Origin of the sequence: Buchnera aphidicola BCc (assembly GCF_000090965.1) — a bacterium.
GTDB classification, from domain to species: domain Bacteria; phylum Pseudomonadota; class Gammaproteobacteria; order Enterobacterales; family Enterobacteriaceae; genus Buchnera_F; species Buchnera_F aphidicola_F.
The window spans coordinates 143,568-158,017 of sequence record NC_008513.1 but is presented as its reverse complement, the minus strand read 5'-3'; the positions used below and the strand labels follow the sequence as shown (position 1 = coordinate 158,017).

Annotated in this window: 7 protein-coding genes; 2 read left to right on the top strand and 5 right to left on the bottom strand. The window is 20.3% G+C overall.

The genetic code is table 11. The features are described from left to right. Positions 1-29 precede the first annotated feature (29 nt). From lpdA to truA, 5 genes are all read right to left on the bottom strand, one after another. Positions 30-1,457 (bottom strand): dihydrolipoyl dehydrogenase, encoded by a 1,428-nt coding sequence (lpdA, locus tag BCC_RS00710; RefSeq protein ID WP_011672528.1) that lies wholly within the window; start codon positions 1,455-1,457, stop codon positions 30-32. An 85-nt stretch (positions 1,458-1,542) separates the two neighbouring features. Continuing rightward, positions 1,543-2,796: a 2-oxo acid dehydrogenase subunit E2 gene (locus tag BCC_RS00705; RefSeq protein WP_011672527.1), complete on the bottom strand. Its 1,254-nt coding sequence runs from the start codon at positions 2,794-2,796 to the stop codon at positions 1,543-1,545. Between the two features lie 11 nt (positions 2,797-2,807). Beyond that, positions 2,808-5,468 carry a pyruvate dehydrogenase (acetyl-transferring), homodimeric type gene (gene aceE / locus BCC_RS00700; protein WP_011672526.1) on the bottom strand — a complete coding sequence of 887 codons (2,661 nt, stop codon included), beginning with the start codon at positions 5,466-5,468 and terminating at the stop codon, positions 2,808-2,810. Between the two features lie 485 nt (positions 5,469-5,953). Then, positions 5,954-8,548 (bottom strand): preprotein translocase subunit SecA, encoded by a 2,595-nt coding sequence (gene secA / locus BCC_RS00695; protein WP_011672525.1) that lies wholly within the window; start codon positions 8,546-8,548, stop codon positions 5,954-5,956. Between the two features lie 336 nt (positions 8,549-8,884). Next, positions 8,885-9,694, bottom strand: a complete 810-nt coding sequence (gene truA, locus BCC_RS00690; RefSeq protein WP_011672524.1) for a tRNA pseudouridine(38-40) synthase TruA — start codon at positions 9,692-9,694, stop codon at positions 8,885-8,887. A gap of 662 nt (positions 9,695-10,356) precedes the next feature. Here truA and pcnB point away from each other — a divergent pair. Both pcnB and thrA read left to right on the top strand, forming a co-directional pair. After that, positions 10,357-11,580 carry a polynucleotide adenylyltransferase PcnB gene (pcnB, locus tag BCC_RS00685; protein ID WP_011672523.1) on the top strand — a complete coding sequence of 408 codons (1,224 nt, stop codon included), beginning with the start codon at positions 10,357-10,359 and terminating at the stop codon, positions 11,578-11,580. A gap of 401 nt (positions 11,581-11,981) precedes the next feature. Then, positions 11,982-14,444, top strand: coding sequence for a bifunctional aspartate kinase/homoserine dehydrogenase I (gene thrA / locus BCC_RS00680; protein ID WP_011672522.1), 2,463 nt, complete (start codon positions 11,982-11,984; stop codon positions 14,442-14,444). Positions 14,445-14,450 lie beyond the last annotated feature (6 nt).

Genomic DNA, 14,450 nt, shown 5'->3' with positions numbered 1-14,450 from the left:
ATAAAATTAATATCTTAAAAATTTTTAATTTATATAATATTTTTATTAATCATATCAGTAGCAGTTCCATTAAATAATTGTGCTGATATATTAATTGATTCAGATAAAGAAGGATGAGGATGGATTGTTAAAGCTATATCTTCTATATCACATCCCATTTCAATAGATAAGTTAATTTGTGATAATAATTCTCCTGCATGTTTACCAATAATAACCCCTCCAATAATTCTATTACTATTTGTATCAACAATTAATTTTGTTAGACCAGGAATAGAACAATTAGAACTTATTGCTTTTCCTAAAAATTTCCAAGGAAAAATTATTGAACGACAGTTAATTCCTTTATTTTTAGCTTCTTCTTCCATAATTCCTGTCCAAGCAATTTCAGGATCACAATAAGCTACACATGGAATTACTTTAGGATCAAAAAAATGTTTTTTTCCAGCAATAACTTCAGCTGCTATATGTGCTTCATGCATACCTTTATGCGCTAACATAGGTTGACCAACTACATCTCCTATAGCAAAAATATTAGAAATATTAGTACGCATTTGATTATCTACTTGAATAAAACCATATTTATCTACTTTTATACCAGGTATGTTAATATCTAAACAATCTGTATTCGCAGTTCTACCAACTGCTATTAAAATTGCATGATACATTTTACTATTATAAGTATTATGATTTATTTTAGTGTTTACTAAAATACCATCTTTATCAGAAATAGAACTAAGTATTGATGTATTTAATGATATAGAAAAATATTTCTGAATGTATTTTAAAAAAACATCACTAACATCTTTATCAATTAACGGAAAAAATTTTTCAGAATTATCAATTATATCTACTTCAGATCCTAAAGTACTATAAATAGTTGCCATTTCTAAACCAATGATACCTGCACCTATAATTAACAATTTTTTAGGAATAAAATCAGAATTTAAAGCATGTGTAGAATTCCAAATACGAGAATCTTTACTAAAAAAATTTGATAAAGTAATAGGTTTAGAACCTGTAGCAATAATAGCATAATCATATTTTATATAAGATATTTTTCCATTATTTAAAATTACTTTTAATTGATTTTTTTTAAAAAATTTAGCTACTCCTTTTAATATATCAATTTTTCTATATTCTGCCATATTTTTTAATCCATTACTTAACTCTAAAACAATATTATCTTTCCATTTCATAATTTTTGATATATCAATTTTATTATTAGCACATAAATCAATACCATATTTAGAAAATTCTTTTATTTCTTTTATTAAAGTAGCTAAATATAAAAAAGATTTAGATGGAATACATCCTACATTTAAACAAGTTCCTCCTAAAATTCCATATTTTTCTATTATTAAAGTAGAAAATCCTAAATCAGAACATCTAAATGCTGCGGAATATCCAGCCGGACCTCCGCCAATAACAACTACATTAACATTAATATTTTTATTCATAAATTAAATTTCTCTTTATATAGAAATATTTTATTTTTTTTTAATAAAATTAAATATTTATAATTTAACATAAAAATCTTTATTACTACATTAACAATATCCTAATATCAGATAATATATCTTTTAAAAAAGTAGTAAAACGAACGCCGTCAGCACCATCTATTACACGATGATCATATGATATAGAAAAAGGAAGAATTAAACGAGGATAAAATTTTTTTTTATTCCAAACAGGTTTTATATCTGCTTTTGAGATACCTAATATACAAACTTCTGGAGCATTAATAATTGGTGTAAATCCAATACCACCAATTCCTCCTAAACTAGAAATAGTAAAACTACCATCAGTCATTTCCGAGGTGCATAATTGATTATTTTTAGTTTTTGTAACTACATTAAAAATATTATTTGATATTTCATAAATAGTTTTATTTTTTAAACTTTTTAAAACTGGTACTAATAAACCATCATGAGTATCAACAGCTATACCAATATTAATATCTTTTTTAATAATTATATTTTTTTTACTTTTATCTAAAATACTATTAAATCTAGGATATTTTAATAAAGCATGTATTACAGATTTAACTAAAAACGATAATAACGAAACCTTTTGAAAAGATTTATTTTTATTTAATTGATTTAAATTATATGATTTTCTAAAATCTTCTAATTCAGTTATATCTGCTTCATCGAATTGAGTAACATGTGGAATATTATTCCAATTATTTAATAAATTTTTACCAGAAATTCTTTGAATCCTAGTTAATGGTTGATTTATAGATTTATTATCTATATTCTTTGTATTCAATTCTGTTAAACAGTTATTCTTTTCTATAAAATTATTATTTATATTTTTATTTAAAAAATCATATTTTTCTATATCTTTTTTTACAATTCTTCCTTTTTTTCCACTTCCATTTATATATAACAAATTAATATCTAAAATTCTTGCAAAACGACGAATATAAGGAGATGCATGAATATTTTTATTATTTTTTTCGTTTAAATATTTTATGTCTTTATTATTATTATTTGTATGATTTAAATAATCAATACTATTTTGAATATAATCTTTATTATTTTTTTTAGAAATATTATTCTCTTGATTATTATTAATTATTAAAATTAATTTATCAATAGATAATTTATCTCCTACTTGTGTACATATTTTTTTTATTATACCAGAAATAGGAGATGGAATTTCAAGAACTGATTTATGTCCTTCAACAGAAATTAAACTATCTTCTTTACTAACTATATCTCCTTTTTTTACGAAAATTTCAATTACTTCAACATCTTTAATTCCAATATCTGGTACACGAACTTCTACGTCCACTATATCACCTCTTATGCTAAACGTGGATTCAATTTATTTGAAAAAATATTAAATTTTTTTAATGCATCTAAAAATATACTAGAATCTATATCACCTTGTACTACTAATGCATGTAATGCAGAACAAATAATATTTGTTTCGTCAATTTCAAAAAAACAACGTAATTTTTCACGACTATCTGATCTACCATATCCATCTGTTCCTAAAACATTAAATACTTTTGCAGGTATATATGCACGAATTTGTTCTGAAAAAATTTTCATATAATCTGTAACTGCAATAGCAGGAGAATTATTCATAATACTAGTAATATACGGTGTTCTTTTTTTACTCAAAGGATTTCGCATATTCCAACGAAAACAATCTTGACCATCACGAGCAATTTCTGTAAATGAAGTAACACTATAAATATCAGAACCAATATTATAATCTGACAATAAGATATCAGCTGCATTTCTTATAACACATAAAATAGAACCTGACCCTAAAAATTGAATATGACCATTATTTCCTTTTAAAGTATCTAATTTATATGCTCCTTTACAAATACCATAAACCATATCTTCAGACATTTTAGGCATTACATAATTTTCATTATATGTAGTAATATAATAAAAAATATCTTCTTGTTTTTCTCCATACATTCTAGTTAATCCAGATTGTATAATTACTGCAAGTTCATAACTATATGTTGGATCATACGATACACAATTAGGAATAGTAGATGATAAAATATGACTATGACCATCAGCATGTTGTAATCCTTCTCCATTTAAAGTAGTTTTACCTGCAGTAGCACCTATTAAAAAACCCCTAGCTTTTTGATCTCCACAAGACCATAAAAAATCTCCTATTCTTTGAAAACCAAACATGGAATAATAAATATAAAAAGGTATCATTGGAAAATTATTAGTACTATAAGAAGTAGCTGCAGCTAACCAAGAAGAACAAGCACCTAATTCATTTATACCTTCTTGTAAAATTTGTCCCGTATAATCTTCTTTATAATAAAAAAACTGATCTTTATCAGCTGGTATATATTTTTGTCCTTGATAATTATAAATTCCAATCTGACGAAAAAAACCTTCCATACCGAAAGTACGAGCTTCATCTGCAATAATTGGAACAATTCTATTTTTTAAATGAATATTTTTTAATAAAATATTTAATATTCGAATAAAAATAACAGTTGTTGAAATTGGTCTTTTTTGTTCTTTAAATAAAGAAGAAAAATCATTTAATTCTGGTATAACTAATTTTTCAGTAAAATTTTCTAATCTTTTAGGAACATATCCATATAATTTTTTTCTTTGATTACATATATATTTATATTCTTCAGAATTAGAAGAAAATTTTATAAAAGATAATTGTTTTGTGGATTTAGAATCTAATTCTATTTTTAAATGTTTTTTTAAATGTTCTAAATCTTGTATATCTAAATTCTTTATTTGATGAGCAATATTTTTTCCTTCAGCAATTTTCCCTAAACCATATCCCTTAATAGTATGTATTAATATAATAACTGGTTTATTTTTTATTGATTGTGCTAAACAAAAAGCTGAATAAATTTTTTTAAAATCATGCCCACCCTTTTTTAAATTTTCAATATCATTGTCTGTCATATTTTCTACTAATTTTTTAGTTTCTTTATATCTACCAAAAAAATGTTTACGAATATAAGCACCATTTTTTGAACTAAAAGTTTGATAATCTCCATCTAATGTTTCATTCATTAATTTTTTTAAATGTCCTGAATAATCTTTTTTTAATAAATAATCCCATTCACTTCCCCAAATTACCTTAATAACATACCAACCTGCACCAGAAAAAATATCATTTAATTCATTAATAATTTTCCCGTTTCCTAACACCGGACCATCTAAACGTTGTAAATTACAATTCACTACAAAGATTAAATTATCTAATTTTTCCCTTGCTGCTATTGTTATAGCTCCTTTTGATTCTGATTCATCCATTTCTCCATCACCTAAAAAAGCATAAACTTTTTGTTTAGATGTATCTTTCAAATTTCTATTCATTAAATATTTTAAAAATTTTGCTTGATAGATTGCAGAAATTGCACTTAAACCCATAGAAACAGTTGGAAATTGCCAAAAATTAGACATTAATTTAGGATGAGGATACGAAGATAAACCTAAATTATTAGTTTCTTGTCTAAAATTATACATTTGTTTATCTGTTAAACGATTTTCTAAAAATGCTCTAGCATAAATACCTGGAGCTGAATGCCCTTGAAAATAAATTAAATCACCTCCATCATAATTATTAGAAGCGCGAAAAAAATGATTAAAACACACTTCATAAATCATAGCGGAAGATTGAAAAGAAGAAATATGTCCACCTAAATCTAAATTTTTTCTCGAAGCATGTAATACTATCATAATAGCATTCCAACGAACAGCTGAACAAATTTTTTCTTCTAAATAAATATTACCAGGATATTTAAATTCATCATTAACATGAATAGTATTAATATAATGAGTAAAATTTTTTTTATATAAATGATAATCTTGTAATACATCTAAATTTAATAATTTATTTATTAAAAAACAAGCTCTTTTCTTACCACATCTAGAAATTACAGAATTAATTGATTCTATCCATTCATTAGTTTCAAGAATATCAGTATCTTTAAAAATATCTTTTGACATATTTCATAATCCTTTAAATATTAAACTTAAAATTTTATAAATTAATTTTAAATAGTTTATTACTTATTTCTTTAAAAATATTAAATATTAAAAATGATTTATATATTTAAAATAAAAATAAAAATTTAATAAAATATTAAATTTATAAATTCTTAAAAAAAAATTTAAGAAAAATTATTTTTTATTTTCAATTAAAATTATTAAAATTTTATACTTTATACTGTATACATATAATAATATTGTGATACCATATATATAAAATAATTTATAAAATAATTAAATTTATATGATTTTTAAAGATATATTAAAATATTTAAAATTTAAATAAAAATATTTTATTATATTAAATAATATACTATTAAAAAATTTTAATATATATTTATTACAATAAAAATTGTAATATTAAAATAAAAAATATATTAAAATTTTTAATATACAATTTTTATTGTAAAATAAAAGTAATTAAAGAATTATTTAATAATTTATTATGTAATATTTATTGATTTCATAATTAAAAAATGAAATGAATCATAATCTTTTTGATCAATAAAATTTATATAAATATTTTTATTTTTTTTAAAATCTACAAAAAAAATATTAATTAAACTCTTAATAACATTATTTTTTATAGCTTCTAACATAGATTGAAACATAAAAAAAGATTCACGTTTATATTCTTGCTGAGGATCTTGTTGCGCATATCCTCGTAAATGAATGCTTTGTTTTAAAAAATCTACAGCATTTAAATGTTCTATCCAAAAAATATCTAATATCTGTAACATAACAGATTTTTCAATCATATTAGAGTATTTTTTTGATACTATTGCTGTATTTTTATTATAACTAAATTGTATTGTAGTAACAATTAAATCAATTAATTTATCTACATTTTCGTATAATGTAGTATCATGTTCTAAAAATTTATTTATCGATTTTATAAAATAAAAATTATTTTTCAGTTCTTTTTCTAGAGCAAAAAAACTATCGACATTCATTGAATTACCAGAAATATATTGTTTAATACAAAAATTTATACGATCTTTTAAAATAAATAAAATATGATCATGAATATCTAATTTATTAATTAATTTGTTTCTTTCATTGTATATTACTGAACGTTGTTCATTAATAACATTATCATATTCTAATAACTGTTTTCTAATATCAAAATTACAATTCTCTACTTTTTTTTGAGCTCTTTCAATAGCACTATTTAACCATGGATGTTCAATTGATTGATTAGATTTTAATCCAAGAGTTTTTATAATTTTAATAACATTTTCTGAAGCGAAAAACTTCATTAATGTATCTTCTAAAGATAAATAAAATCTTGAAGAACCAGGATCACCTTGTCTTCCTGATCTTCCACGTAATTGATTATCAATTCTACGTGATTCATGTCTTTCAGTACCAATAATATGTAAACCACCCGATTTAATAACTAATCTATTTTTTTTTTTCCATATATTTAATAATTTAACACTATTTTTAGTAGTAAAAAATTTTTCATTATTTTCTTTTTTTAAAATCCCTCCTAATACAATATCTGTACCTCTACCAGCCATATTAGTAGCTATAGTTACAGCATTAGGTTCTCCAGCTTTAGCTATAATATCAGCTTCTTGAGAATGAAATTTAGCATTTAAAACATTATGTTTAATATTTAATTTATTTAATAATCTTGAAATTTTTTCAGATTTTTCAATAGAAACAGTACCAACTAAAACAGGTTGTTGACGAAATACACAATTTTTTATATCAGAAATAATAGCATTCATTTTGTCAGATTTAGATACAAAAACTAAATCTGGAAGATCATTACGAATCATAGGTTTATTTGTTGGGATAATTACAGTATCTAAATTATAAATTGAATTAAACTCAAATGCTTCTGTAGAAGCAGTTCCAGTCATTCCAGATAATTTTTTATATAAACGAAAATAATTTTGTAAAGTCATAGTAGCTAAAGTCTGATTATCATTTTGTATAAAAACATTTTCTTTAGCTTCAATAGCTTGATGTAAACCATCAGACCATCTTCTACTAGACATAATTCTTCCAGTATGTTCATCAACAATAATTATTTGATCATCTTTTATAATATAATCTACATTTTTTAAAAATAAATAATGCGCTTTAAGCGCTAAAAGAATATGATGAATAAAAAAAATATTTTTAGATAAATATAATGACTCTTCTTTTGATATAAATTTATACTTAACCAATAATTTCTCTATTTTTTTTAAACCCATTTCAGTTAAATTTACTTGACGTTGCTTATAATCAATACAAAAATCTCCTATTTCATTAAAAGAATTATCATATTTTTTATTTTGTGGTATTAAATCAGATACTAAAGAATTAATTCGATCATATAGTATATTACTATTTTCTATCGGTCCGGAAATAACAAGAGGTGTTCGAGCTTCATCTATTAAAATTGAATCAACTTCATCAATCAAAGCAAAATATAACTTTCTTTGAACTTTTTTTTCGCTATTAAAAACCATATTATCGCGTAAATAATCAAAACCATATTCATGATTCGTACCATAAGTAATATCTGCTAAATAAGCATTTTTTTTATCTAATCTAGACATTCCAGATACATTTATACCAACAGTCAATCCTAAAAATTCAAATAAAATACGATTTTTATTAGCATCTCTCTGAGCTAAATAATCATTCATTGTAACAATATGTACACCTTTACCTGTTAATGCATTTAAATATGCAGGTAATGTCGCAGTTAAAGTTTTTCCTTCACCAGTTCGCATTTCGGCAATACACTGTTTATGTAAAATTATCCCTCCTAAAATTTGTACATCAAAATGTCTCATACCAAAAATTCTTTTACTAGCTTCACGAATTACAGAAAAAGCTTCTGGTAATAAAGAATCTAAAGAATCACCGTACTTTAATCTTAATTTAAACTCATTTGTTTTTTTTTTTAGTTCTTTATCAGATAATTTTAAAAGATCTTTTTCTAAAATATTAATTTTGATCACAAGATCATTTAAATTTTTTAAAATACGTTCATTACGACTAAGAAAAAATTTATTAATTAGTTTACCTAACATACTACAATCTCATATTCGTTAATACAACATGTAAAAAATTTATATAAAATTAGAAAAAGTGTTTTATAAAAAAAATAACTTTAAAAAATTATATAACAATAAAAATAAATTATACTTATTAAAATAATAATATTTAATTATTTTAAAAAAAAAAAGTATTAAAATAAAAAAATTTATTTTATTTTATAAAACAATATATATTTTTATATAGTAGTAATAATTAAATATACCTAATATTGTAATTATATTATAAAAATATTTATATTTTAATAAATTATTAATATTTAAATAAACATTTAAATAAATATTTAAATATTTTTAAAAATTTTATAATAATTAAAAGTTACTAAAAAAATGAGTAAATAAATTATTTTTTTTTAATAAAAAAGATTGATTTAATATAGAAAAACAATCTGGATATGAAGCAAATAAAAAATATAATCCCTGTGCAGGAACAGTAGAATATGTTTTTTTAATATCTTTTTTTTGTAATATATATTGCACCCATTCTGGTTTTTTTTTAGATAAACCTACTAAAATTAAACAACCTACAATATTTCTTACCATATGATATAAAAAAGAATTTGCAGTAATATCAATAATTATAAAATCATTTATCCGATATATTATTAAAGAAAATATATTTTTTCTTGAAGAAAATGATTGACAACCACTACTTTTAAAAGAAGAAAAATCATGATTTCCAATTAAAAATTGAGAACTAGTTTTCATTTTATAAATATCTAAAAAATTTCTTACATGAAAATAATAGTTTTTTAAAAAACTTGATCGATTTTTTCTATTAAAAATTATATATCTATATGATCTAGACAATGCAGAAAATCTAGCATGAAAATTTGATGAAACTTTTTTTAACCATAAAACAGTTATATTTTTTGGCAATAATGAATTTAATCCTGTAAACCAAACTTCTTCATTACGAATTATAAGAGAAGAAAAATGGACTATTTGAGTAATTGCATGTACACCTTTATCTGTTCTTCCAGCACATATTACTTCTATTTTAGAATTAGCAATTTTAGATAAAGCATGTTCAATACATTCTTGTATTGTTAATACTGATTTTTGTTTTTGCCACCCGTGATATATACTACCATCATATTCTACACCAAAAACGAACTTCATTTATATTTCCTAATAAAAATATTTAAAAAAATTGATAAAAAAAAAATAAAAAAATCTTTAAAAACAATATTTATTAAAAATAAATATTTTCATTATAACAATGTTGCTTGACATGAGATAGTATAATATGGCATTTTCTATATAATAAGAAAAAAAAAATTCTATTAATTTTTATTTTATTTTTCAATTATATTAATATATTATATTAATTTTTAATATAAAAAATCATTATAATTAATTTTTAATTTATATAAATATTTTATAAAATTAAAATTTTTCAAATATATAAATGAATCAAAAAAATATATTAAATACATTCAAAAATAAAAAATTTATTTATATGATTTAAATTAAAATACTCAAAATAAAAATAAAAAAAAAATTATAATTAATTAATAAAATTTATAATAATTAATAATTTTAAATTAAATAATTTAAATTCATAAAAAATTAATTAAAAATTTTTTTTAAATAACACTAAATTGTTTCTTATAAAGAAATATTCAAAAAATTCTTTATCTATTAAAAATCTTTTTTTTATAAATTCATTATATATATCTTATATATATTTATAAATAATAAATAAAAAAAATTTTTTTATTTAACAACATAGCATTAGTTAACTAAAAATTAAAAACATAAAAAAAAATCGATATTCGCATATGAAGCTAATTATAAATAAAAATCATAACATTTCTAAAAAAAAAATTAGTAGAAATTCTATGAAAGTATTATATAGATTAAATAAATTAGGCTATGAAGCATATTTAGTGGGAGGAGGGGTAAGAGATTTATTATTAGGAAAAAAACCTAAAGATTTTGATATTGCTACTAACGCAAAACCTGATGAAATCAGAAAACTATTTAAAAATTGCCGATTAATAGGAAGAAGATTTATAATTGCGCATTTAATATTCAAAAATGAAATTATTGAAGTATCAACATTTCGAGCAAAAAATAATCATTTGAAAAAAAATAATTTATATTACAAAAAAATAAAAACAAAAAAAGGAATATTATTATCAGATAATACATTTGGAAAAATTGAAGAAGATGCTTATAGACGTGATATAACAATAAATGCATTATATTATAGTATAAAAGATTTTGGAATTAGAGACTATATAGGAGGAATAAAAGATATAAAATTAAAAAAAATACGTTTAATTGGAAATGCTGAAACACGATATAGAGAAGATCCTGTACGAATGTTAAGAGTAATACGATTTTCAGTACAATTGAATATGCATATTGATAAAAAAACTGAAAAACCGATAATAAAATTATCAAATTTATTAAAAGAAATACCATCAGCAAGATTATTTAATGAATCAATAAAATTATTTTGTTTTGGATATGGTTATTTAACTTATATACGATTAAGAAAATATTCATTAATTTATCCATTATTACCATTTTTATTTAATCAGTTAAGTCAAAAAAACACATTTTTTTTAAAAAAAATTACAATAAATTGTTTAAAAAAAATAGATAAAAAAGGAAAAAATAAAAAAATCAGTTGTCCATCTTTTTTATTTGCATCATTATTATGGTATCTTTTAATTGAAAAAACACAAATATTATCAATTAAAAAAAAAATAAAATTTTCTAAAGCATTTTTAATTTCTATTAATTATATTTTAAAAAAAAATTCAATATCAATAGGTATACCTAAAAATATTTTATTAATAATCAAAAAAATATGGAAATTGCAAAAAGATATTGAAAAAAGAAAAAAAAACACAATTAAAAAAATAATAAATCATAATAATTTTATTCAAGCTATAGAATTATTTTCATTACGAGTTGAAATCGAAAATCATATTAAATTAAAAAAAATCTTTATTTTTTGGAATAAACAAAATTTTTTTTTAAAAAAAAAATAATTTACTAAAAATAAAAAACATAAAACAACATACGTTTCTTTAAAATACTTATTTTTTTTAAAATTTATTTTTTAAAAAATAATTATACCTCCTTATCAAAGATAATCATTTATAAAAAAATCTATAAAAATATTTTTTTAAAATTTAGCAAAATAATAATAATTATTATTGAAATAAAAGAAAAAAATATAAAGATATGATACAATTAATTAAATTATTCAAAAAATATTTATATAAAAATAAAATATTATTTTTTTAAATAAAATTAAATATTAAATTTTATTTTTCATATCATTCATACATAATAATCATAATACTATAAAAAATATACATTATAAAACTACTATAAATACGATATATAAAAAAAATTTAAACAATAATTTAAAAATGAGATTATTTTTATGAAAACATTAAAATTTGGAGGTACTTCACTTGCAAACGCAAAAAAATTTATACAAGTATCTTCAATTATAATTCAAAAATTAAATCATGATCAAATATCTGTTGTATTATCTGCACCTGCTACTATTACAAATTATTTAGAAGATTCTATTAAACTCTTTGTTAAAAAAAAAATTATTCCTAGTAAAATCTTAAGAATAATTAAAAATTTTTTTTTAAATATAATTTTAAATATTTATAAAAAAGAAAAAGAATACCCAATAAAAAAACTAAATAAAAAAATCATTAAAAAACACAAAAAACTAAAAAAAATATTTAAAAAAATTAAAATTTTACAAAAATGTTCAGAAAAAAAACAAGCACGAATAATTAGTACAGGAGAAAATGTTTCTGTTTTACTAATGAAAGAATTATTACAAATAAAAGGATTTAACACAATCATTATTAATCCTATAAAATATTTTTTAGCAAATAATAATTATTTAAATGCAAATGTAAATATTAAAAAATCCAAAAAAAACTTTGAAAAATTAAAAATTTCAAAAAAAAAAATTATTCTTATGCCTGGATTTATAGCCGGAAATAATAAAAAAGAATTAGTAGTTTTAGGAAGAAACGGATCTGATTATTCTGCAAGCATTTTATCTATTTGTACAAATTCTAATATATGTGAAATTTGGACTGATGTAAATGGAATTTATACAGGTGATCCAAATATTATAAAAAAAGCTCAATTAGTATCAAAGATTTCTTATCAAGAAGCATTAGAATTAGCTTATTTTGGTGCTAAAGTAATTCATCCGTCTACTATAGAACCATTAAAAAAAAATAATATTTGTTGTATTATTAAAAATACAAATAATCCAGAGTATCCAGGAACTAAAATAATAAATAGAAAAAAGACAAAAAAAGAAAAAAAAAATCAAATAAAAGGAATTACATATCTAAAAAACATTATTTTTATAAAAATATTTTGTAAAAAAAATTTACAAATAAAAAAAGTTCTTAAAAAAATACTTTCATATTTTTTTAAGAAAAATATACCATTATATTTATTAAATCAATCTCTATCACAAAATATAATTAGTTTTTATATACAAAAAAAAAACTTAATTTATATCAAAAAAATAAAAAAACTATTAACTCTAAATATAAAAAGAAAAAGATTATTATCAATTATCAAAATAAAAAAATTAAGTATTATAACAATTGTAGGATCTTTTTTAAAAAAATATACTACTAAAATTTTAGAAAAAATCCATTTAATTATCTATAGATTTAATAATAAAATATTTAATATTTCACATAATATATCAAATATATCTTTATCAATTGTAATTTATGATAAAAATGTTATATCAATTATGAAAAAAATACATAACACAATTATAAATTATCATGTATCCATTAATATTTTTTTAATTGGTATAGGTGGAGTTGGTCTAGAATTTTTAAAAATATTTTTTAAACAAAGAGAAAGAATAAAAAAAAAATTTATTAAATTAAATATTAATCTTATTGCAAATTCAAAAAAATATATTATTAGTAAAAAAAATATTAATTATAAAAAATGGGAAAAAAAATTTAAAAATTCTAAAAAAAAATTTTTATTAAAAAAAATTCTCCAAATTATTGAAAATAATGGTTATTTAAATCCTATTTTTATAGATTGTACAGCTAGTCAAGAAATTTCTAACAATTATAAAAAAATAATTAAATCCGGATGTCATATCATAACAGCTAATAAAAAATCTAATTCGTCATTAACATTACAATATACAGAAATTAGAAAAACAGCAAAAAAAAATAATAAAAAATTTTTTTATGAAACTCATGTCGGTGCGGGATTACCCATTCTTCAAAATTTTAAACATTTAATAGAATCAGGAGATAAATTAATCAAATTTCAAGGTATCCTTTCTGGTTCTATGTCATATATTTTCGGAGAATTAGATAATAATAATATTACATTATCACATGCTATTAAAAAAGCTCAAAAATTAGGATTTACAGAACCACATCCAAAAGATGATCTTTCTGGAATTGATATTGCAAGAAAATTATTAATTTTAGCACGAGAAGCAGGATATTCAATAGAATTACCTGATATAAAAATAGAAAAAATTCTTCCAAATTCATTTAAAAAAATAAAAAATAAAAAAATATTTCTTAAAAAACTTAAAGAATTAGATAATTTATTTCTTCAAAAAATTATTCAAGCAAAAAAAGAAAAAAAAGTACTTAGATGTATAGGAACAATAAATAAAAATGGAAATTGTTGTGTTAAAATACATTCCGTAAACTATAAAAATCCACTTTATCATGTAAAAAATGGAGAAAACATATTTGTTTTTTATACTAAATATTATCAACCGATTCCTTTAATAATACGTGGTTATGGAGCAGGGAATAAAGTTACAGCATCAGGAATTTTCTCTGATTTATTACGCATTGTATTATAATCTTAT